Genomic DNA, 17,982 nt, shown 5'->3' with positions numbered 1-17,982 from the left:
GGGGAGTCATTTCGAGCAGCGTCGAAATCAGGCTTCGGCGGCTTCGAGGTCCAGGTGGTCGACGTACGCCCAGAGCCAGACGAGCGGGGCAAGGACGAGTTCGGGTTCGTTGTCCTCGTCGGCGATGAACAGCATCGAGGCCTCGCCGTTGCTGATGTCCTCGATCACCGCTTCGCACATCTCGAGCGCGAGCTCGAACGGCAGCAGTCGCGGCCCGTTCTCCCAGCGCGGCTCGGGCAGCGGCAGCACGGGCGCCTCGTCGGTCCCGTCCAGCTCGACCGATACCTTCTGCAGTTCCTCGTACAGGTCGTACGAGATCAGTCCCGCGAACGGTCGCCCGTCCAGCCCGATCAGGTACGGGTCGTCGGCGCCCTCGCGGAACGTGTCGCGGATGTCCGGCAGCGCGGCCTTGAGGTCGGTCGCCTCCAGGTACGGCGCTTCGTCCGGCTCCTCGTCGACGTCCACCTCGACCAGCCCGCTCCGCATCTGGTCGAACTGATGCAGCAGCTGGTTCAACTCGTCGTACGCCCCGGCGCCAGGCGCCTGCTGCGCCCGCGCCTCCAGGTCGCGCAGGTGGTCGACCAGGTCGTCCTCGAAGTGCAGCTCGTACCGCGGCAGGCCCGGCTCGCGACCTGCGTTGATCTGCGCGACGAGCTGCGTCGACACCGGCCCGATCCGCTCGGCCAGCACCTCGAGCGGCGTGGTCGGCTTCTCCTCGTCGTCGTGCGCGCAGGAGTCGTCCTCGCCCTTGCCGTCGCCCTCCATCGCCAGCAGCACCTGGAACGCCTGGAACGAGAGCAGCGCGGCGGTCGCCATCGTCCCGTCGCCGATCAGCATCAGCGGATTCCCGCCGGCCTCGGTACGGCGTACGTGGTCGGACATCAGCGTCGCGGCCTGCTCGACGTTCACCTGGCTGGCCAGTGACGACAGCCCGTGGTCCGTGTCCACGCCGAGCAGCTCGACCAGCCGCTCCGAGCTCATGTCGAAGTTCGAACGCAGGTAGTACCGCAGCCAGCCGGCGTCGACCGGGTTGCCGAGCAGCTCGGCGATCCGAGCGCGGAAGTCGGCCAGGTCGGCGATCGCCAGCACCACCAGAACCGGCTGGTCCCCGTCGCCGATCACCAGCGGCCGGGTGTCACCGTTGTGGAATCCTTCGATTACCTGGTGCAGGCTGTCGGCGGCTGCCTCGAGCGGCCACGACTCCGCCTCGAACTCGTTGACCACCGCGGCGGAGGTGTCGTCGGGCATCTGCTGATCCTCTCCGGGGTGCGGCGGGAGTTGGGGGTAACTGTAGGCTGCGGGCGTTTCACCAGGTCGCACGGGTCCTCAGGACCCTCGGGCTTCGGCTGCACGTGACATTGGATACGCTGGCACCGGCGGGTCGGTGCAGAGGTATCTCACATGTGAGATAAGGTCCGGCGCATGACCGATGACTACCTGAGCCGGATCGGAAACCTCATCCGGGACGCCCGCAAGCATCGCGGCTGGACGCAGACGCAGCTCGCGGAAGTACTGAACACCAGCCAGAGTGCGGTGAACAGGATCGAGAAGGGTCATCAGAACCTCACCCTCGAGATGCTCGCCCGGATCGGCGAGGCGCTCGACTCGGAAATTGTCTCTCTCGGCGGCGGCCCGGTCCACCTTCGCGTCGCCGGTGGCCGGCGACTTTCCGGATCCATCGACGTCAAGTCGAGCAAGAACGCCGGTGTCGCGCTGCTCTGCGCATCGCTGCTGAACAAGGGCCGTACGACGCTGCGCAAGGTCGCCCGGATCGAAGAGGTCAACCGTCTCCTCGAGGTGCTGAACTCGATCGGCGTCCGCACCACCTGGCTGAACGACGCCGGTGACCTGGAGATCGTCCCGCCGGCACACCTCGACCTGAGCTCGATGGACGCCGAGGCGGCCCGTCGTACCCGCTCGATCATCATGTTCCTCGGCCCGCTGCTGCACCGCGAGGACGCGTTCGAGCTGCCGTACGCCGGTGGCTGCGACCTCGGCACGCGCACCGTCGAGCCGCACCTGACCGCGCTCCGCCCGTTCGGCCTCGAGGTGAAGGCGACCGGCGGGCAGTACCACGCCCTCGTCAACCGGGCGATCACGCCGGGCAAGCCGATCGTGCTGACCGAGCGCGGCGACACCGTGACCGAGAACGCGATCATGGCCGCCGCCCGGTACGACGGCGTGACCGTGATCCGCAACGCCAGCCCGAACTACATGGTCCAGGACCTGTGCTTCTACCTCGACCTGCTCGGCGTGAAGATCGACGGCATCGGTACGACGACGCTCACCGTGCACGGCCGCGCCGACATCGACGTCGACGTCGACTACGCGCCGTCCGAGGACCCGATCGAGGCGATGAGCCTGCTCACCGCGGCGATCGTGACCAAGTCCGAGATCACCATCCGGCGCGCGCCGGTGGAGTTCCTCGAGATCGAGCTCGCGCTGCTCGAGGAGATGGGGCTCGACTACGACCGCAGTACGGAGTACCTGGCCGAGAACGGCCGGACCCGGCTGGTCGACCTGACCACCCGGCCGTCGAAGCTGCACGCGCCGATCGACAAGGTCCACCCGATGCCGTTCCCGGGGCTGAACATCGACAACCTGCCGTTCTTCGCGGTCATCGCGGCGATCGCGACCGGGCAGACACTGATCCACGACTGGGTCTACGAGAACCGCGCGATCTACCTGACCGACCTGAACAAGCTCGGCGGCCGGGTCAAACTGCTCGACCCGCACCGCGTCATGGTCGAAGGCCCGACGCACTTCTCCGGCACCGAGATGATGTGCCCGCCGGCTCTTCGTCCGGCCGTGGTCACGCTGATCGCGATGATGGCCGCGAAGGGTACGTCGGTACTGCGCAGCGTCTACGTGATCAACCGCGGCTACGAGGACCTCGCCACCCGGCTCAACTCGCTAGGCGCTCAGATCGAGACCTTCCGGGACATCTGAGTCCTGCAAGAAGGCAACGGCTTCGGCGATCACAGCCGGGTCCTGCAGGATCCGGCTGTGGCCGAGGCCGGTGGTGGGCAGGAAATGCGCCCGCTCGCCGTAACTCCTCAGCAAGACTTGCGCCTGCTCGGGGTGCACGACATCGTCCTCGTCGTTGTGGATCACCAGTAGTTCGGCCTTGCCTGCCGCGACCGAGAACCGGCTCCAGATCTGCTGGTCGCCGTCGAAGTACCCGCGCTCGATCGACCGGCGCAGGTGCTTGTTGATCTTCGGGCCCAGTCCGAGCGCCGCGCAGAACGTATCGGCCAGGTAGCCGAAGTCCGCGACGCCGCTGATCGTCACCATCCGCCGCGCCGCCACGCCCTCACGGACCGCGTACAACGCGAACGGCACGCCGAGCGAATGTGCGATCACGCCCTCGAACGGTCCATGCCGTTCTTCGAGCTGCTGGATGATCCGCTGATGCCCGAGGATCGACACGATCGGGCCGGGGGAGTCGCCATGCCCGGGCGCGTCGTACGACACCGGGCTGTACCCGAGCTCGAGCAGTCGCGTGATGAATCCGGCGTACCGCGATGCCCGTGACCGCCAGCCGTGCACGAGCAGCACCGGCCGCTTGCCGTCACCCCACGCGTAGGTGAGCACGTCGTCGAGGTCTTCGACCCGTGCCGCGTCGTGGACCTGACGCTCGCTGTCGCGGACCTGACCGCGGGCGAGCGGGCGGCGCCACAGCCCGAACGCGAGCCGGCCGCCGAGCCGCGGCGACACCGCTCCGATGGTCCGCAGACCCGTGCCGATCAGCTGCTGCATGAACGTCCTCCCCTAACTATACGAACGGTCGTACTATTACTTTTGCACGAGATCATCGTCAAGGGCAACTAGGATCGGGAGCCGTGGAGAAGGTCGACGGACGGTTGGTGCGGGGTGACCAGACCCGCCGCGCCGTGCTGCGCCGGTCGGTCGACATCGCGTCGGTCGACGGGCTCGAGGGTTTGTCGATCGGGCGGCTCGCGACGGAGCTCGGGATCAGCAAGAGCGGGCTGTTCGCGCACTTCGGCTCCAAGGAGGAGCTGCAGCTGTCGACGATCCGGGCCGCGCGGCGGATCTACGCCGACAATGTGGTGATCCCTGCGTACGAGGTCGAGCCTGGTCTCGGGCGCGTGTGGGCGTTGAGCAAGCACTGGCTCGACTACTCGCAGCGCCGGGTGTTCCCGGGTGGCTGCTTCTTCCAGAAGGTTTCGCACGAGTACGCCGCCCGAAGCGGGGCCGTCCACGACGCCCTCCTCACGGTCCACTGGGAGTGGATGGGACTGCTCGAGGAGGCCGTCCAGGCTGCCGTCGACAACGGTGAGCTGGAGGCCGACGCCAAGCAGTTGGCGTTCGAGCTCAACGCGTACTACGAGGCCGCCAACCTCGCGTCGATCCTGCACGACGACGGCGGCGCGGCGTACGAGCTGGCGCGTCAGGCCATCCGCTCGCGGCTGGAGTCGACCGCCACCGCGGGCACGACGCTGCCCCGCTGAGTCGGGAGGTCGCGGCGCCGGCGGATCGGTGAGGCGAGCAGGACGAGACCGGCCAGCGGTACGCCGGCTGTCGTGATCCAGAGGGCTGGTGTGAGGCCGAGGGTCTGTCCGAGTACGCCGCCGAGCAGTGCGCCGAGCGGGATCGTGCCGTAGTTGACGAAGGCCGTCGTTGCGGTGAGGCGGCCGAAGAGGTCGGGCGGGCAGTAGGACTGGAGGAACGTTGCCTTCACGACGTTTCCACCGACGACGCCGAGACTCACGCCGAACGCGCCGACCAGGTAGAACCACGGGCTCGCGCCGCTCAGCGGGATCAGCAGTGCGAGCGTCGGCAGCCCGAGTTCGCACAGCAGCAGCGCCCTCGCCGTACCAAACCGTATGGTATGCCGTCCGACGAAGGCGCCGAGGACTCCGCCGCTTGATGCAGCCGCGATCAGAGTCCCGACTGTGCCTGCGGTGAGGCCCGCTTCACGGACGAGGAAGACGACGATGATCGCCTGGTATCCCATCAGTGCGAGGTTGGAGACGGCGCCGAAGATCGTGAGGGTGCGCAGCCAGACGTCCTGCGCGACCAGCCTGATGCCGGCGCGGATCGCACCGGGCTGTCGCGGGGTCGTCGTACGGCGTTCTCGATAGCGGATCGCGGCGAGACAAGCGAGGGCGACCAGGAAGCTGGCCGCGTCGACGAGGACAGCGTCGGCGGCACCAATCAGTTGCACCATGAGCCCGCCGGAGCCCAGCCCGGCGATCTGCGCTGCCGAGGCGCTGCCGTGCAGTTTCGCGTTGCCCTCGGCGTGATCGGCCGAGGCCAGAAGCGTCGGCAGATAAGCGGTGTATGCCGTTTGGAACACGACCGATGCCGCGCCGGCGAGCACCGCGACGACGAGCAGCAGCAGGATGGTCAGTCGGCTGCCGGACAGCGGAACCAACGCGAAGAGGCCGGCGGAGGCAACGCAGGAGACAAGCATGACCGGTCGGCGGCGTACCCGATCGATCCAGGCGCCGGTCGGGAGTCCGATCAGCAACCACGGTGCCCAGGCGGCCGCGGTGAGCAGACCGACCTCGAAGGTTGTTGCATCGAGCATCGAAATGGCGACGAGGGGGAGTGCTACCGAGGAGGTCGCGCTGCCGAAGCGGTTGATCGTCTCGCCGGTCCAGAACAGGCGGAAGTCTCGATTGCTCAGCAGGAGGCTCATGAGCGGCGAGGGAACGACTGCAACTGGACGATCACACGCTCGGCGCCTTCCGCAGGCTTGTCATCGGTATAGCGGTCGATGACGGCGGCGATCTCTTCGTTGAGGTTGTGCAGCTGCTCCGGCGTGAGGTGCAGGTCGCGCCAATCGGACAGGCCCGCCGCGTGCTGCCACTCACCTGGCCAGTCCTCGTCGAGGTACGTGCGGACGCGGTTGTAGTACCGCTCGACCAGATCGCGGAGATACACGTCGAGCGCGCGCCGCGTCTCGGGATCGTCGAGGAACTCGGACGGGTCCAGAACGGTCTGCCGATCGGGGAGCCGCCACCAGCGCTCGCGCTTGGTGCCGCGATCGGGATCCTCCTCGAGGTACCCGTGCTCGGCGAGCAGTCGCAGGTGCCAGCTGATCGTCCCGGTGTTCTCGCCGAGTCGCGTCGCCAGCGTGCTCGACGTGGCCGGTCCGTCGAGCTCGATCGCCTCCAGGATGCGCATCCGGAGCGGGTGGGCGAGTCCGCGCAGACTTCGGGCATCGATCCGTCGCATTGTTGCAGAGTAATCTCTGCAGAGAAGTCTCTGCAACTAGGTTTGTCGGTGGGCGTCCCTAGGTTTGGCGGTATGCACGTGGTGGCTCAGCTGGCGGTCTCGCTGGACGGGGTGGCGTCGGGGTTCGACGTCGACCTCGCCCGGTTCTATGCGCTCGCCTCGCTCTGGCAGGAGGAGGTGACGCTGATCGGCGCGGACACGATCCTCGCCCAGGAGTCCGACGTACTCGCTGCTCCCCGGCGCGGCCCGCGACCGGAGGGCCCGCTGCTGGCGGTCGTCGACAGCCGAGCCCGCGTCCACAGCTGGACCTCACTCCGCGACCTCGGCTACTGGTCCGACGTCCTTGCTTTGTACGCCGACCAGACGCCGGCCCGACCACCCGACTCGACCACCCGCGAACTCATCACCGGCTACGACCAGGTCGACCTCGCCGAAGTCCTCGACGCGCTTGACCGCAGAGGTGTGCACACCGTCCGAGTCGATTCGTCCGGTGCGCTGTTGCGGGCATGCCTGGAGCTCGAGCTGATCGACGAGTTGGCTCTTCTTGTCCACCCGATCCTGGTCGGCTCCGGCGAACGGTGGTACGACACCCGCCGGCTCAACCTGCACCACGTCGGCACCGAGGTCTTCAAGGACGGCGTGCTCTGGATGCGTTACTGCGTGGCCATCTGAACGTCGCGAAACTGTCGGTGCTCGCGGCTACTGTGTGCAGTAATGAGGAAGCAGCATGAGGGGTACGACGAGCACGACGCGGAGCGCTGGGTTGCCGAGCCGGTCAAGCGACCGGGCCGGACCGCGTTCGCGCGAGATCGCGCGCGCGTGCTGCACAGTGCGGCGTTGCGGCGCCTGGCGGCCAAGACGCAGGTCGTGACGGCCGGCAGCGACGACTTCACCCGGAACCGGCTGACCCACAGCCTCGAGGTCGCCCAGATCGGCCGCGAGCTAGCGGCGACGCTCGGCTGCGATCCGGACATCGTCGACGCGGCCTGTTTGTCGCATGATCTCGGGCATCCGCCGTTCGGGCACAACGGCGAGCGTGCGCTCGACCAGGTCGCGGCGGACATCGGCGGCTTCGAGGGCAACGCGCAGACGCTGCGACTGTTGACCCGGCTGGAGTCGAAGACCTTCGACGCCGAGGGACGCAGCGTCGGGCTGAATCTGAGTCGCGCCACGCTCGACGCCGCGACGAAGTACCCATGGCCGCGCCGCCCCGGCGAGCGCAAGTTCGGGGTGTACGACGACGATCTCGCCGTCTTCACCTGGCTGCGTCCGGGCGTGGGGGAGCGCCGCTGCCTGGAGGCGCAGGTGATGGACTTCGCCGACGACGTCGCGTACTCCGTGCACGATGTCGAGGACGCGATCGTCGCGCATCATCTCGACCTCGCCGCGGTCGATGCGGACCGAGCGCCGTACTGGCAGACGGTCCGGCAGATGTATTTGCCCGAGGCAACCGATGCGGAGCTCGACGAGGGCTGGGCCCGGCTGACCTCGCTGAACTACTGGCCCGGCTCGACCTTCGACGACAGCCGACGTGCGCTCGGCGGTCTCAAGGATCTCACCAGTCAGCTGATCGGCCGCTTCGCTACAGCCGCCGAGCAGGCCACGCATGCCGTCTTCGGCCGCTCCCGCTTGATCCGCTACGAGGCTGACCTCATCGTCCCCGACGGCATCCGCACCGAGATCGGTCTGCTGAAGGGCGTGGGCATGTTCCACGTCCTCGACTCACGCGAACGCCAGGCCCGCCGCGCCACCCAGCGCGAGCTCCTCACCGAGCTCGTCGAGGCGCTGTGGAAGACAGCTCCACGCAACCTCGACCTCCCGTTCCAGTCCGACTTCGCGGACGCGGTCGACGACAACGCCCGCCTGCGCGTCGTCGTCGACCAGGTCGCGTCCCTCACCGACCCTTCAGCTCTGGCCTGGCATGCCCACCTGGTCGAGGGGAAGATCCAGCCCTAGCTGCGAGCGGATGGGGTTGTTGGTGTCGCGGATCTGCTGCAGTTCCGCATCCGACAGGGCACGCCGGTAAACGCGGACCTCATCGAGCGTCCCCACGAAACGGTTGGCGCCGTCGACCCGCTGGCCGACATGAATGCCCTGTACGCCGAACTCCTTGCCCGCCGTCACCGAACCAGCCGGCGCCGTCGCAGAGCCGACCTCAACACCATCGACCAGCAACCGGAGCTTCCCCTTCACCCGCTGGAGTACGACGTGATGCCACTGATCGTCGTTGTACGCCGACGCAGACTGCACCGTCACGTTGTAGCGGTCCACCGCCAGCAACGCGCGGATGCGGTTGCTCTCCGGCTCCGCCCGCAACCAGATCTGCGGTGTCGTACCGGAGCCGGTGCGATAGGCCCACAGGATCGCGTGCGACCCCGTCGTCGCGCCGTACTTGATCCACGTCATCAGCGTGAAGTCGTCCGCGCCGAGATCGATCGACCGGTCGAACGGCACCTCGACGTAATCGTCCACGCCGTCCATCGCCAACCCGTTCCCGAACTTGCCCGCGGCAACAGTCGCCCCACCACGCACGTACGCCGGATTGTGGGCCGGACCGACGTCAGCGGTCCGCGGCCCAGGCGCCGGCGGGCCCGGGATCCCCGGCGGCGTACCGTTCGGCGTCGACAGGTACGCCTCGTTGAACCGCGCCCACCGGATCGTCTCGTACGGGCTCGCGACGCCGGCCTCGTACAACAGCCCGGCCTGATCGCCGTCCAGCCGCACCATGTCGGAGTACGCCGACGGTCCCCAGTAGAAGACCTTCCCCTGCTGCCACGTGCCGAACGACCGCGCCTCGTCGTACGACGATCGCACCGTCATCACCTCGCGCGCGGCCGGATGCGCCGGCGCCGAGAACAGGATCCGGTTCTGCCGATCGCCTTCGTTGCGCGCGCTGAACCGCAGCAGCGAGCCTTGTACGTCGGGCATCACCAGCTGCGGGATCGTCTTGAACGGCGCGTCGAACGTCGCCCCGCCGTCGCTGCTGATCGCGTACGCACGGTTGCCCGGATCGGTACCGCGTTCACGTGCCAGCGCGTAGATCCGCCCGTCGGTCAGCTCGACGACGGTGATCTCGCCGACGATCACCTTGCCGTCGTCGCGGGCCATCGTCGCGCCGATATGCCAGGTCTCGCCGGAGTCGTCGCTGTAGATGAGATGGCCGCCGTAGACGTGCGGGCCGACGCCGTCGTACGTCTCGTAGGTCGCGCCGACGATCAGCCGGCCGGCGTGCGGTCCGTGCTGGAGCTGGATCCCGTGCATCGGGCCGGTCGCGTACCAGAAGTTCCAGCTCGGCAGCTTCGCGTCGGTCAGCTCGCGAGGCGCGGTCCATGTGGCGCCGAAGTCGTCGCTGGTCTGCACGTACGGATCGCGGTCGCAGCCGTTCGTGCACGGCTGCGGACCGTTGTGCGTGGTGACGAGCACGATCCGGCCGGTCTTCTGGTCGACGATCGGTACGGGGTTGCCGTGCGTACTGCCGTTGCCGTCGGAGACGACCTGCAGCGGACCCCAGGTCTTGCCGCCGTCCGAGGACCGCTTGAGCACGATGTCGATGTCGCCGTCGTCGCCGCAGTCCGCGACCCGGCCTTCGGCGAACGCGAGCACTTCACCGTCGGTCGCATGGACGACGGCGGGGATCCGGAAGCACGAATATCCCTCGGTCTTCTGCTGGAACAGCACGCTGTCGTCGACGAACGGCGCTTCGGCGGTGGCGTGTGCTGGTGAGGTTATGAAGGTGCTGATCATCAGTAGGGCGGTGAGAACGCGCATGACTCTCCAAGGAGGACATAGGACGTCTGATGTCCTCGACAAATTAGTCATCGTTGTCGCGCGCGGCAAGGGTTCGCCGAGGACTAAGGTCCTCTTATGGCTGATGCAGAGCAGATCGTCATCGTCGGTGCGAGCCTCGCGGGAGCGACCGCCGCCGAGGCCCTTCGGACGGAAGGCTGGACCGGTGGTGTGGTCCTGATCGGCAGCGAGCAGTCCCTGCCGTACGAGCGACCTCCGCTGTCGAAGGACGTGCTGCTCGCCAAGAAGGGGACCGAGTCCGCGCAGTTGCACGACCAGCAGTGGTACGACGACAACAAGATCGACCTGCGCCTGGGGACCACGGTCACCGCGATCGACCCGGCCGCGCACACCGTCACGCTCGACGACGGCTCACAGGTGTCGTACGGCAAGCTGCTCATCTCGACGGGCAGCCGCGTCCGGACTCTCGACGTACCGGGTGGCGATCTGCCGGGTGTGCACTACCTGCGGACGGCGGAGGAGTCGCAGGCACTGACCGACGCGTACGCCGCGAAGCCGCGCGTTGTCGTCGTCGGCGCGGGTTGGATCGGGCTCGAGGCGGCGTCGGCCGCGCGCGAGCGGGGGAGTGAGGTGACGGTCGTCGAGCCGCAGTCGACCGCGCTGGCGTCCGTGATGGGTGAGGAGGTCGGCGAGGTGTTCGCCGACTTCCAACGGCAGCACGGCGTGCAGTTCCGGTTCGGGATCGGGGTCGAGGGCTTCGAGGGAACCGACAAGGTGACCGGTGTTCGCCTGGCCGGCGGCGAGGTGCTTCCGGCGGACCTGGTGGTCGTCGGCGTCGGCGTGCGGCCGAACACCGAGCTCGCCGAGGAGGCCGGGATCGAGGTCGCGACGCCGGACAACGGCTCCGGCATCGTGACCGGCCCAGACCTGCGGACGTCCGCGGCCGACGTATACGCCGCCGGTGACGTGGCGCGCTGGGAGCACCCGCAGTACGGGCGCCCGGTTCGCGTCGAGCACTGGCAGAACGCGAAGGACAGCGGCAAGGCGGCGGCGAAGGCGATGCTCGGCGAGGACGTGGCGTACGACTCGATCCCGTACTTCTTCACCGACCAGTTCGACCTCGGCATGGAGTACGCCGGCGACATCCCGCGCGGCACGTCGTACCAGGTCCTGTTCCGTGGCGACCCGAAGTCCGGCGCCTACATGGTCTTCTGGCTCGACGACGACCACCACGTCCTGGCCGGCATGCACGTCAACCTGTGGGACACCGGACTCGACGCGGTCCGCGAGCTGATCCGCTCCGGCAAGGCGGTCGACCCCGCCCGTCTCGCCGACACCTCGATCGAGCTGTCGGACGTCTAGATCGGGTAGGTGACGTAGGCGAACTGCGCGCTGTTCGGCGACCAGCTCGGGACGTTCATCGTGCCCTGGCCGCCGAACAGCGTCGTGAGTTCGCGGACGCCGTCGTTGGTCAGCAGACGCAGTCGTACGTCGTCGATGTCGGCGGGATGCCCCTCGGTGCCGGGCGGGAAGCTCACGTACGCGATCGCCGAGCCGTCCGGCGCGGGATGCGGGAACCAGTTGACGCGCTCGTCGTCCGTCAACTGCTCGACCTCACCGCTGCCGACCGCGATCCGGAACAGCTGCGCCTGGCCTGCCCGCTCCGAGTTGAAGTAGATCCACTTGCCGTCCGGGCTGTACTCCGAGCCGTCGTCGGCGAACTCGTCGTCCGTCACCTGGACGTCGGCGCCGCCGGCGCTGGGAATCGTCCACACGTTGGTGATCCGCCGGCCGTCCCGGTTCTCGAGCCCGATGTACGCCAGGGTCTTCCCGTCCGGCGAGACCCCGTGCAGGTAGTGGTGGAAGCCCGGGCCGCGATCGTTCGTCACCCGGCGCCCGGGCCCGCCTTCGATCGGTACGGCGTACAGGTGGCCGTCGTCCGCTGACACGTAGACCGTCTGCCCGTCCGGGCTGACCACGTGGTCGTTGTTGATTTCCGGCACTCCGCCGAGCTCGATCTCCTCGAGCCCGTCGTTCACCCGGAACAGGTGGCCGTTGCCGTTGACGATCAGAACGTCGTCCGGTGTCCAGTTCGGTGCCTCGAAGAGGATGTCCGACGAGCTGAACACCAGGCGGTGGTCGCCGCTGGTGACGCCGACGACGTACAACTCGGACCGCTGACCAGGGCGAAGAGTTCGTGGCATACCCGCAAACCTATGTGATCGGTCCAGCTAGACTCACGGGGTGGCTGGCCGGATCAAGGAAGAGGACATCGCGCTGGTGCGCGAGCGGGCCCGGATCGACGACGTCGTGGGTTCGTATGTGACCTTGAAGAACGCCGGCGGTGGCAACCTCAAGGGGCTGTGCCCGTTCCACGACGAGAAGTCGCCGTCGTTCAACGTCACCCCCTCCCGCGGGTTCTTCTACTGCTTCGGCTGCCAAGAGGGCGGCGACGTCATCGACTTCATCCAGAAGATCGACCAGATCACGTTCTCCGAGGCGGTCGAGACGCTGGCCTCGAAGGTCGGGATCCAGCTGCGGTACGAGGACTCCGGCGCGCCGGTGCCGCGCGGTCCGGGGAACCAGCGGCCGCGGTTGGTCGAGGCGCACAAGGTCGCGGCCGAGTTCTATGTCGACCAGCTCTTCGGTGCGGCCGAGGCGGCGCCCGGGCGGCAGTTCCTGGACAAGCGTGGGTTCGACAAGGACGCCGCTGTTCACTTCGGGGTGGGGTTCTCGCCGCGCGGTGGCGACGTACTGACGAACCACCTGCGCGGGCGCGGTTTCACGAACGCCGAGCTGGTCGCGTCGGGGCTGTCCGCTGATGGGCAGCGCGGGCTGTACGACCGGTTCCGCGGCCGGCTGATGTGGCCGATCCGGGACGCGTCGTCGGACGTGATCGGGTTCGGCGCGCGGCGGCTGTTCGACGACGACCGCATCGAGGCGAAGTACCTGAACACGCCTGAGACGCCTATCTACAAGAAGTCGAAGGTCCTGTACGGCGTGGACCTCGCGCGGCGGGAGATCGCGAAGGGGCGGCAGGCGGTTGTCGTCGAGGGCTATACCGACGTTATGGCTTGTCATCTGGCTGGTGTGCAGACCGCGGTTGCGACGTGCGGTACGGCGTTCGGTGATGATCACGCCCGGGTGTTGCGGCAGTTGCTGCTGGATCACGATCAGTTCCGTGGCGAGGTGATCTTCACCTTCGACGGTGACGAGGCGGGGCAGCGGGCGGCGTTGAAGGCGTTCGCGGGGGACCAGGCGTTTGCGGCGCAGACGTACGTCGCGGTCGAGCCGGACGGGCTCGACCCTTGTGACCTGCGGCTCGAGAAGGGCGACGCGGCGGTCCGCGAGCTGATCGGGCGGCGGGTGCCGCTGTATCGGTTCGTGCTGGGGAACGTGTTGTCGAAGTACGACTTGGATCGGGCGGACACGCGGGTCGATGCGCTGCGGGATGCGGCGCGGCTGGTGATCAGCATCCGCGACCGGTCGAAGGTGGACGCTTTCACCCGGGAGCTTGCCGGGCACCTGGGGATGGATGAGGACCAGGTGCGCTCGGAGGTTTATCGCGCCGCCGCTCGGCAGGGGTCGACGTCTGCGTCTGGGCAGTCTGGTCGGTCAGGTCCTGGGCAGCCCGGACAGCCCGGCCTTGGTCAACCCGGCCATGGACAGTCTGGACAGTCTGGGCGGCCGGGACCCGGACAGCCTGGCCAGCCTGGGAGCTCGGCTGCCGCCCAGCATGGGCAGCCGGTTGGTGCGCCGCAGCAGCCTCGCCGCGCAGACGTACCCTCTCCGCGCGACCAGCGGTACGTGATCGAGTGGGACGCCCTCAAGGTCGCGATGCAGCACCCGAACCTGGTCGGCGTAGCCTTCGACGAACTCGACGACCACGACTTCACCCACCCCTGGCTAGCGGCGATCCGCACCGCAATGGCAAAGGCAGGCGGGCCCGCCGCGGCACCTGCCGCCGAGGCCTGGGTGGTCGCCGTACGCGATGCCATCGGCAACGATCCGGCGGCCGCAGTCGTCGGCGCACTCGCCGTCGATCCGCTACGCCTCGGCCGCGAGCCCGACGAGCAGTATGCACAGGCGTTGCTGGCCCGCTTGCAGGAACTGACCTGCGCCCGCCGTATCCAGGACCTGAAGTCCAAGCTCCAGCGAACGAACCCGATCGACCGCCCAGACGAGTACAACCGCATGTTCGGCGAACTCATCGCCCTTGAAGCCTACAAAGCCGAACTCCGCAACCGAGCAATCTCCGGCGCGATCTAGTCCTCCTTCAGGTGCTCCACGAGCCGCGCCGTCTCCTCGGCGTACTTCGCCGCGAACTCCTCACTGTCCGGATCAAGACCAAGCGCCCTGGCGATCTGCGGAAACACCACCGGCGCCGCAGCCAGCCCGAACAGCGCGAGCCCCGTGTACGCCGCATCGAGGTTGGCGGCAAGCTCGCCGTCCGTCTGCCGCTGCCGAAAGTCGTCGAGCATGCTCTGGAACCTGGCCCGCTGCCCCTCCGGATCGAGCGCGCTGGTGTCCCGATCGACAGCTTCACGCACGAGTAAGCGCAGCAGGTCAGGCTGCGCGATCGACGTACGGGCGTAGGCCGCGACCACCTCACCGAGTGATTCCGCGTCCGCGGCAATATCCGGCTCGCCCGCCCGCCACCGATCGGCGACCGCTTTATAGAGCCCTTCTTTGCCGCCGAAGTAGTACGAGATCAGCTGCTTGTTCACGCCTGCCCTAGCAGCGATCTCGCTCACCCGCGCACCACCGAACCCGTGCGCGCCGAACTCGATCACCGCCGCATCCAGCAACTGCTGCCTGGTGCGCTCGGCATCCCGCTGCCGCTCGTCGGGTCCCGGTGATCTCCGCACGAAATCATCCTAGCGGACAGCCATCCGCCGTGCTAACTTAATCAACCACACGGATGATAAAGTTTGATACACGGATGATTGGAGACGACGATGAAGGTAGCGATCGTGGGCGCCGGTATCGGCGGCCTGGCTCTGGCACAAGGTCTGCACAAGGCAGGCGTCGACGTGAAGGTCTTCGAGCGCGACCCCTCACCCCGCCACCGCAACCAGGGCTACCGCATCCATATCAGCCCGGTGGGGGAGGAGGCCCTAGCCGCCGTCCTGCCCGACTCTGTCCGCCGTCGAGTCATCGCGACCGCGACACGACCAGGCGATCTGGTCGCCGGCTTCGACACCCAGCTCCAGGTGCAGTTCGAGCAGCAGTTCCCGGTAGCCGGCCCGGACGCGGTGACGTCAGTGGACCGCTACGCCTTCCGCCGCGCGCTGATGACCGGCCTGGACGACGTACTCGAATTCGGCAAACAGTTCGACTCATACGTCGAGACTTCCGAAGGCGTGGAGATCTCCTTCACAGACGGCACGTCCACGTTTGCCGACGTACTCGTCGGCGCCGACGGCGTCGGCTCGCGGGTCCGCGCGCAGCTCCTACCAGAACAAGACGTACTCGACATCGGCGTCCGCTGCATCTACGGAAAGGTGCCCATGACAACAAACGTCCGCGAGCTTGCACCACCGCCCTTCCTCCGCGGCTTCTGCTTCGCCAGCGATGGCGCCGGTGCCGGCCTGGCCTTCGGCCCAGTCGTCTTCCGCGAGCCCCCTGAGGAGTACGGCGACTACCTGATGGCAGTCCTCACCGGCACCAACGAAGTACTAGGCGCCTCCGACGACGAACTGTTCACCATGCCCGCCGCCGACCTCTGGTCAATCGTCACCCGCTCGGTGACCAACTGGCACCCATCAATCCGTACCTTGGTCGCCGCCGCCGACCCGACCGCCGCCTTCCCCATCACCCTGCGAACCTGCATCGAAGTTCCGTCCTGGTCCTCAAACCACGTAACCCTCCTAGGCGACGCCGTCCACCCCATGACGCCGGCCGCCGGCGCCGGCGCCAACACCGCCCTCTGGGACGCCGCAAGACTTGCCCGGGCGCTGACCTCCGGCGAGGATCTCGCGTCCTACCAACAGGACATGCTCCCCAATGCCCAAGCTGTGGTCACCGAGTCCCTGCACAACGCCGAACGCCTCTTCCACATCTCAATCCCCGTTTAGCTCAGCGACTCGCGCAAGGTCTCCTGCACTTCGTCGAGCCGTTCGAGCATCATCAGCGCGGTCTCGTGCCGTGCGCGAGCGTAGAGCTCGAGCGACGGCGTGACCGCTTCCTGCGGCTCGGCCAACGGAAACGTCGAGCCCAGCGTGTAGGCACATCCGACGGCGACCGTGGACACGAGATCGTCAGGGCGCGCCGCTGGGTGCTCCTCGCGATAAGCAGCCAGCAGCTCACCCAATCCGTCAAGCCACCCATCGCCGAGCACGAGCGTCCGCGGGTCGCACCCGATCCGCGCGATCTCCCACGCCATGAAGCGTGGACCAGGCGGCTGGAAGTCAATGACAGCTGCAACATCGTCCCCGCACATCATCAAGTTCGGAGCCGCCAAATCCCCGTGCACCACCTGCACCGTCAGGTCGGGCAACTCATTCAGAACGGCCTGCGCCCTCCCCAACAACGCACGCCGCTCCTTAGCGGCCTCCAACGCCCAACTCTCGAACGGGCTGCGCGCCGCCCGACTCGCGTAGTCGTCAACCACCCGATCGAACTGCCGCCGTGACCGCACAACATCCCGCACTCCAAGGCCTGCACACACCCTCGGAGCCGCCGCCGGATGCTCCGCCAACCGCCGATGCAGCCTCCCCAACACACTCCCGACCGCCGCCCACCTCGCCTCGACCAGCCCACCCTCCGCCGTCTCCCCATCCACGAACTCCCACAACGACATCGGCACCAGCTCGTCGATCACCCGACCATCAAGCGTCCGCCGCACCTCAGGCACCGGCACGCCACCCCGCCGAGCAAACTCCGCCAGCCCGATCGCCGCCCGTTCCCGCCCCACCTCCCCGCGATAAACCTTCGCAAACCACCGCCGCCCGCCCTCGTCGACGACGCGATAGTTCCTGGTCGCCGTACCCGCCAGGATCTCCGTCACCTGAACAGCACGCACGCCGTACGACGCCCCCAACGCCTCTACGACCCTCTCCGCCTCAGTCAGGATCGTTCCCCGTCACACCATCAACCGCCTCACGCAACACGTCCGCATGCCCCGTGTGCTTCAAATACTCCTCAAGCAGATCGACAAGAATCCGCCGCCGATTGCACGACCACTGAGGATCCGGATCCGCAATCACCACATCAAGCCCGCCATCCGCAGATAGCTCCTGCCACGCAGCCCGCGACCGCGCAGCAGCCCCATACCAAAGCCCGTAAAGCTCCTCCGGCGAATCACTAACCGCGGACTCCCAACCCCACCGATCATTCTCAACCCACCCCCGCCCATCCCACGGCGCCCCCAACCCCCGCCCCGCCGCCCGAGCCGTAAACCCATCCTCCACAAACGCCATGTGCTTCACGAGCCCCGCCAACGTCATCGCCGAAGGCGCATGCCGCCACCGCAAGTCCTCCGCCCCAAGCCCACCCGTCTTCCAACCAAACTGCCTCCGCACCCGATCCAGCGCAAACTGCAACATCTCCACCTCACCCCCACACAAACACTCACCCACCGACAACCCTCTCCAGTCCAAAACCCCTCCTCCACAAGTCACCCCCACCCTCCCGCACCACCCGTCCATCCCAGCCAACCAATCCGCCCCTCCACCCACCAACCTGCGTCCCCAACGCCCGCTACCCACCCACCAACCTGCGTCCCCAACGCCCGCTACCCACCCACCCCAGCCCTAGCTCACCCCAGCACCGCTCCACGTGAGCTCGCGCGCACGCCAGCCCCGCGCACGGCCGACACCGCTCCGCGCCGACTCTGCGCACGCAAGCCCCGCCGCACGCCGACATCGCTCCGCGCCGGCCCCCCGCGCACGCCAGTTCCCAGTCGCACCGACACCGCACCACGTGAGCCAGCCCTCGCGTACGGCGACACCGTTCCGCAGCACACGCGCACGCCAGCTCTAGCCCACCCCAGCACCGCTGCACGTGAGCTCTCGCGAACGCCAGCCCCCC

At 67.8% G+C, this 17,982-nt stretch carries 16 protein-coding genes; 7 read left to right on the top strand and 9 right to left on the bottom strand.

The features are described from left to right. Nucleotides 1–27 precede the first annotated feature (27 nt). Nucleotides 28–1,248, bottom strand: a complete 1,221-nt coding sequence (locus ACFWUU_RS03040) for a hypothetical protein (RefSeq protein ID WP_380172199.1) — start codon at nt 1,246–1,248, stop codon at nt 28–30. Nucleotides 1,249–1,422: 174 nt separating this feature from the next. On the opposite strand from ACFWUU_RS03040, the gene ACFWUU_RS03035 reads away from it, so the two are divergent. After that, on the top strand, nt 1,423–2,949 hold the full coding sequence (locus tag ACFWUU_RS03035; protein ID WP_137253885.1) for a UDP-N-acetylglucosamine 1-carboxyvinyltransferase: 1,527 nt from the start codon (nt 1,423–1,425) through the stop codon (nt 2,947–2,949). Here ACFWUU_RS03035 and ACFWUU_RS03030 read toward each other — a convergent pair. Beyond that, complete coding sequence (locus ACFWUU_RS03030; RefSeq protein WP_380172197.1) at nt 2,914–3,759, bottom strand: alpha/beta hydrolase; 846 nt, start codon at nt 3,757–3,759, stop codon at nt 2,914–2,916. The two genes, ACFWUU_RS03035 and ACFWUU_RS03030, sit on opposite strands and share 36 nt — an antisense overlap. An 83-nt stretch (nt 3,760–3,842) precedes the next feature. Here ACFWUU_RS03030 and ACFWUU_RS03025 point away from each other — a divergent pair, with 83 nt between their 5' ends. Then, complete coding sequence (locus tag ACFWUU_RS03025; RefSeq protein WP_137253887.1) at nt 3,843–4,472, top strand: TetR/AcrR family transcriptional regulator; 630 nt, start codon at nt 3,843–3,845, stop codon at nt 4,470–4,472. Here the strand turns inward: ACFWUU_RS03025 and ACFWUU_RS03020 are convergent. Both ACFWUU_RS03020 and ACFWUU_RS03015 read right to left on the bottom strand, forming a co-directional pair. After that, nucleotides 4,412–5,665: an MFS transporter gene (locus ACFWUU_RS03020; protein ID WP_380172195.1), complete on the bottom strand. Its 1,254-nt coding sequence runs from the start codon at nt 5,663–5,665 to the stop codon at nt 4,412–4,414. The two genes, ACFWUU_RS03025 and ACFWUU_RS03020, sit on opposite strands and share 61 nt — an antisense overlap. Further along, nucleotides 5,662–6,204: a helix-turn-helix domain-containing protein gene (locus ACFWUU_RS03015; protein WP_380172193.1), complete on the bottom strand. Its 543-nt coding sequence runs from the start codon at nt 6,202–6,204 to the stop codon at nt 5,662–5,664. The genes ACFWUU_RS03020 and ACFWUU_RS03015 overlap by 4 nt, the downstream gene beginning before the upstream one ends. Nucleotides 6,205–6,276: 72 nt before the next feature. Between ACFWUU_RS03015 and ACFWUU_RS03010 the strand changes: the two genes are divergently transcribed. Both ACFWUU_RS03010 and ACFWUU_RS03005 read left to right on the top strand, forming a co-directional pair. Continuing rightward, nucleotides 6,277–6,876, top strand: coding sequence for a dihydrofolate reductase family protein (locus tag ACFWUU_RS03010; protein WP_380172191.1), 600 nt, complete (start codon nt 6,277–6,279; stop codon nt 6,874–6,876). A gap of 42 nt (nt 6,877–6,918) precedes the next feature. Beyond that, nucleotides 6,919–8,160 carry a deoxyguanosinetriphosphate triphosphohydrolase gene (locus ACFWUU_RS03005; RefSeq protein ID WP_380172189.1) on the top strand — a complete coding sequence of 414 codons (1,242 nt, stop codon included), beginning with the start codon at nt 6,919–6,921 and terminating at the stop codon, nt 8,158–8,160. Here the strand turns inward: ACFWUU_RS03005 and ACFWUU_RS03000 are convergent. Then, a complete protein-coding gene (locus tag ACFWUU_RS03000; protein ID WP_380172187.1) occupies nt 8,110–9,972 on the bottom strand; it encodes an exo-alpha-sialidase in 1,863 nt (620 codons plus the stop codon). The genes ACFWUU_RS03005 and ACFWUU_RS03000 overlap by 51 nt on opposite strands. A 96-nt stretch (nt 9,973–10,068) precedes the next feature. Here ACFWUU_RS03000 and ACFWUU_RS02995 point away from each other — a divergent pair, with 96 nt between their 5' ends. Then, complete coding sequence (locus ACFWUU_RS02995; protein ID WP_380172185.1) at nt 10,069–11,313, top strand: NAD(P)/FAD-dependent oxidoreductase; 1,245 nt, start codon at nt 10,069–10,071, stop codon at nt 11,311–11,313. On the opposite strand, the gene ACFWUU_RS02990 is transcribed toward ACFWUU_RS02995, so the two are convergent. Then, nucleotides 11,310–12,155 carry a TolB family protein gene (locus tag ACFWUU_RS02990; RefSeq protein ID WP_380172183.1) on the bottom strand — a complete coding sequence of 282 codons (846 nt, stop codon included), beginning with the start codon at nt 12,153–12,155 and terminating at the stop codon, nt 11,310–11,312. The two genes, ACFWUU_RS02995 and ACFWUU_RS02990, sit on opposite strands and share 4 nt — an antisense overlap. A 40-nt stretch (nt 12,156–12,195) precedes the next feature. Here ACFWUU_RS02990 and dnaG point away from each other — a divergent pair, with 40 nt between their 5' ends. Further along, on the top strand, nt 12,196–14,220 hold the full coding sequence (dnaG, locus tag ACFWUU_RS02985) for a DNA primase (protein WP_380172181.1): 2,025 nt from the start codon (nt 12,196–12,198) through the stop codon (nt 14,218–14,220). Here dnaG and ACFWUU_RS02980 read toward each other — a convergent pair. Further along, nucleotides 14,217–14,819 (bottom strand): TetR/AcrR family transcriptional regulator, encoded by a 603-nt coding sequence (locus tag ACFWUU_RS02980; protein ID WP_137253896.1) that lies wholly within the window; start codon nt 14,817–14,819, stop codon nt 14,217–14,219. The two genes, dnaG and ACFWUU_RS02980, sit on opposite strands and share 4 nt — an antisense overlap. 90 nt (nt 14,820–14,909) lie before the next feature. Between ACFWUU_RS02980 and ACFWUU_RS02975 the strand changes: the two genes are divergently transcribed. Then, entirely contained in the window at nt 14,910–16,028 is a 1,119-nt protein-coding gene (locus tag ACFWUU_RS02975; protein ID WP_380172179.1) for an FAD-dependent oxidoreductase, read from the top strand. Here ACFWUU_RS02975 and ACFWUU_RS02970 read toward each other — a convergent pair. Both ACFWUU_RS02970 and ACFWUU_RS02965 read right to left on the bottom strand, forming a co-directional pair. Beyond that, entirely contained in the window at nt 16,025–16,960 is a 936-nt protein-coding gene (locus ACFWUU_RS02970) for a phosphotransferase enzyme family protein (protein ID WP_380172177.1), read from the bottom strand. The two genes, ACFWUU_RS02975 and ACFWUU_RS02970, sit on opposite strands and share 4 nt — an antisense overlap. Nucleotides 16,961–17,015: 55 nt before the next feature. After that, entirely contained in the window at nt 17,016–17,498 is a 483-nt protein-coding gene (locus tag ACFWUU_RS02965; protein WP_380174257.1) for a DUF664 domain-containing protein, read from the bottom strand. Nucleotides 17,499–17,982 lie beyond the last annotated feature (484 nt).

It is taken from the genome of Kribbella sp. NPDC058693 (genome assembly GCF_042715335.1).
Taxonomy (GTDB): Bacteria; Actinomycetota; Actinomycetes; order Propionibacteriales; family Kribbellaceae; genus Kribbella; species Kribbella jiaozuonensis.
The sequence above is the reverse complement of the archived record's forward strand: the minus strand, read 5'-3'. Positions and strand labels throughout refer to the sequence as shown.